The sequence below is a fragment of the Novosphingobium sp. 11B genome (genome assembly GCF_054589055.1).
This window is the reverse complement of sequence record NZ_BAAILP010000246.1, coordinates 1-3,401: the sequence shown is the minus strand read 5'-3', so window position 1 is coordinate 3,401 and position 3,401 is coordinate 1. Positions and strand designations below refer to the sequence as shown.

At 70.0% G+C, this 3,401-nt stretch carries 2 protein-coding genes; both read right to left on the bottom strand.

What is annotated here, in order from left to right; translation table 11 throughout:
- Positions 1-69 precede the first annotated feature (69 nt).
- Positions 70-540, bottom strand: coding sequence for a peroxiredoxin (locus ACYPYD_RS21885; RefSeq protein WP_459665489.1), 471 nt, complete (start codon positions 538-540; stop codon positions 70-72).
- Positions 537-3,251, bottom strand: coding sequence for a bifunctional [glutamine synthetase] adenylyltransferase/[glutamine synthetase]-adenylyl-L-tyrosine phosphorylase (locus ACYPYD_RS21880; RefSeq protein WP_459665488.1), 2,715 nt, complete (start codon positions 3,249-3,251; stop codon positions 537-539). The genes ACYPYD_RS21885 and ACYPYD_RS21880 overlap by 4 nt, the downstream gene beginning before the upstream one ends.
- Positions 3,252-3,401 lie beyond the last annotated feature (150 nt).

Here is a 3,401-nt window from a genome sequence, read left to right as displayed (position 1 = left end):
CGAAGCAATCCAGGGCGGCTTGAGGCTGCTCTGGATTGCTTCGCTGCGCTCGCAATGACGAAGAGTGAGTTATAGCGCCTTTGCGGCTTCCAGCACTTTGGCGGCGTGGTCCTTGACCTTCACCTTGTCCCAGACTTGCGCGATCCTGCCGTCCGCTCCGATCAGGTATGTGGTGCGGACCATGCCCATGTAGGTGCGGCCATAGTTCTGCTTTTCGGTCCAGATGCCGAGCGCGTCGGAGAGACCGTTCTCCTCCGCATCGGTCGCGAGCGGGGCCTTGAGGTCGTGCTTGGCGATGAAGTTCTGGTGCTTCTTCGCCGAGTCCTTGCTGACGCCGAGAAGGGCGGTGTTTGCCGCTTCGAACTCGCCCTGCAGCGCGGAAAACTCGATGTTTTCGGTGGTGCAGCCGGGGGTCGCGTCCTTGGGGTAGAAGAACACGACCAGCTTGCGACCGGTGAAGTCGGAGGCCTTCACGCTGCCGCCTTCCGGCGTTTCAAGGGCAATGTCGGGGAACGGGTCGCCGATGTGCGGGCGGGTCATGCGTCTATCTCCAGGGTTTCGTCGAAGGCCGCGCGCCAGGCGTCCGCGATGTGGCGGCGCGCCGTTGCGAGGCCCGTTTCGAGCGCTTCCCAGTCCCCATAGCCGCATGCGCGCACGAGTGCCAAGCGCGCAGCAGGGCCGGGCACTTGCGCATCGGGCGCCAGCAGCCGTCCGGCTACGAGCAGGCGGGTAAGCGCGTCGTGCGCCTCGACCAGCGGGGCATCGACGAGTCCCGCTGCGGCCAGTCCGCGCACCGCCTCGCCGAGATCGGGATCGAGGCCGGGTCCGCGTTCGCGCAGCTGGATGAAGTGGACGATGAACTCCAGATCGACCAGCCCGCCGCGCATCAGCTTGACGTCGAGCGGGCCGCCCGGCGGCTTGTGGCGGGCCATCTTCTCGCGCATTTCCAGCACGTCGGCGCGCAGCTTTTCGGCCTCGCGCGGGGCGGTGAGGACGGCGTGCACGACTGCGGCCAGCGCCGCGCGGCCTTCGGGCGAGCCGTAGAGCGGGCGGGCGCGGCACAACGCCATGTGCTCCCACGTCCACGCCTGCTCGCGCTGGTAGGTTTCGAAGCTTTCGAGGCTGGCTGCGGGTGGCCCCTGCTCGCCGGAGGGCCGCAGGCGGGTATCGACCTCGAACAATGCGCCTTGCGCGGTCGCCACCGACAGCGCCGAGATCGCCCGCTGCGACAGGCGGTTGTAATAATGCGTGGCGCCCAGCGGGCGGCGGCCGTCCGACTCGCGGCGGAAGTCACCGCTGAACAAGTATACAAGGTCGAGGTCCGAGGCGTGCGTCAGCACTCCGCCGCCCATGCGGCCGAGGCCGAGGATCAGCATCTCGCTCTGCGCGATATGCCCATGGGTGCCCTCGAATTCCTCGGCGGTGGCATCGGTCAGGACGACCAGCGCGGCCTCGGCGATGCGGGCGAGGGCGTGGCCGATCGCGACGGGATCGTTGGCGCCCTCGATCAGCTGGACGCCCAGCTTGAAGCGCAGCTCGCCGACCTTACGCCGCACCGCGTCGAGCTTGCGTTCGTAGTCGTCGCCCGCCTCGAACCGCGTCAGTTCGGCGACCAGTTCCGCAACGCTGCCGGGCAGGTCGAAGGCGCTGGCGTCGATCAGCGGGTCGAGCAGGTCGGCGCGGCGGGCGAGGGCATCGGCCAGCGGCGGGGCAAGGCCGAGAATACGCGCCAGCATCTCGATCAGCGCCGGGCGGGCCTGCAGCAGGTTGAACAGGTTGATCGCGCTCGGCAGGTTGCCGAGCAACTGCTCCCACCGGGCGAGCGCGCGATCGGGTTCGGGCGCGGCGGCAAGCGCGGCGAGGAGGTCCGGGGCGATCGCGACGAACGCCGCCCGCGCGGCATCGGAACGCAGGGCGCGGACCTTGCCGCCGAGCCAGCCCTCGATGCGCTGGGCGACGCCTGCGGGATCGGCGAAGCCCAGTGCTTCGAGGTCCTCGGGCATGGTCGACTGGTCGGGCACCGCGACCGCGCCGGTGGGCGTATTCGCCATGATCAGCGTGTCGTAGCGCTCGCCCACCGCCTCGGTAATGGCGGTGAGTTCGTCGAGCAGGGCCTGACCGCTCGCCATGCCGTCGAGCCGGGCGACGGCCTCGATGCCCTCGGCGGTTTTCGGCAGGCTGTGGGTCTGCTGGTCGTGCTGCATCTGCAGGCGATGCTCGATCGTGCGCAGACGGTCGTAGTGCTCGCCGAGCAGGCGCGCTTCCTCGGCCGGGACCAGCCCCGCCTCGGCCAGCGCGTCGAGCGTCGCGCGGGTGCCGCGCAGGCGCAGCGCGGGGTGACGGCCGCCGTGGATCAGCTGGTGAGTCTGGGCGTAGAACTCGATCTCGCGGATGCCGCCGCGGCCTTTCTTGAGGTCGAAGCCGGGGCCGACTTGCGGGGAGCCGCGCGTGCTGGCGCGAATCTGCGCGGTCAGGCGGCCGATCTCGGCGATGGCGCCGAAGTCGAGGCTGCGGCGCCAGACGAAGGGGCGGATCGCGGCGAGGAACGCCTCGCCCGCCGCGACGTCCCCGGCGCAGGACCGGGCACGGATGAAGGCGGCGCGTTCCCAGGTCAGGGCGGAGGATTCGTAATGGCTCAGCGCGCCTTCGACCGGGATCGCCAGCGGGCTGACTTCGGAGGCCGGACGCAGGCGCAGGTCGACACGGAAGACGTAGCCTTCGTGTCCGACGTGCGAGAGGATCTCGACGACCGCGCGGGCGATGCGCTGGGCGGCCTCGCCGGGCTCGTCGCGCTCGCGGCGGGGCAGGAGTTTCGGGTCGAACAGCAGGATCGGATCGATGTCGGAGCTGTAGTTCAGTTCTCCGGCGCCGTGCTTGCCGAGCGCCAGGGCGAAGAAGCCTTTCGGCTCGGCGGGGTCGTAGTCGGGCACGCGGCGGCGGATTCCGGCGACGATCGCAGTGTCGAGCGCCCGGTCGGCGAAGGCGGAGAGGGCACCCGTCACCTCCAGCAGCGGGAAGGCACCCGCAAGGTCGCCGATGGCGAGAGCGAGGCCGAGCGCCTGCTTCTCCCGGCGCAAGGCGGAGGCGGTGTCGGCGACGCCCTCCCCTGCCTTGCGGGCCAGCGCGAGGGCGGCCTGACCATCGCTGGCCTGCAGCAATTCCGTCACGGCGGGCAGGCGATCGAGCGCGTTCGCAAGGAACGGCGCATGGGCGCGGGCGCGGTCGATCGCGCTGGTCCAGTCGGCACTCATGGCGGGCGTTCTGCCCGTGGCTTGCGGTTTGGGCAAGATTTCGTCGTCCCGGACTTGATCCGGGACCGCTGGCTGTCTTTAGGTGAGGCCTTGCGTCGGGGCGTTCGAACGCGATGTGGGCCGCTCACGGCCAGCGGTCCCGGATCAAGT

Excerpts from the sequence above, each read along its gene's own strand:
- ACYPYD_RS21885 (WP_459665489.1), bottom strand. The coding sequence starts at position 540 with ATGACCCGCCCGCACATCGGCGACCCGTTCCCCGACATTGCCCTTGAA.
- ACYPYD_RS21880 (WP_459665488.1), bottom strand. The coding sequence starts at position 3,251 with ATGAGTGCCGACTGGACCAGCGCGATCGACCGCGCCCGCGCCCATGCG.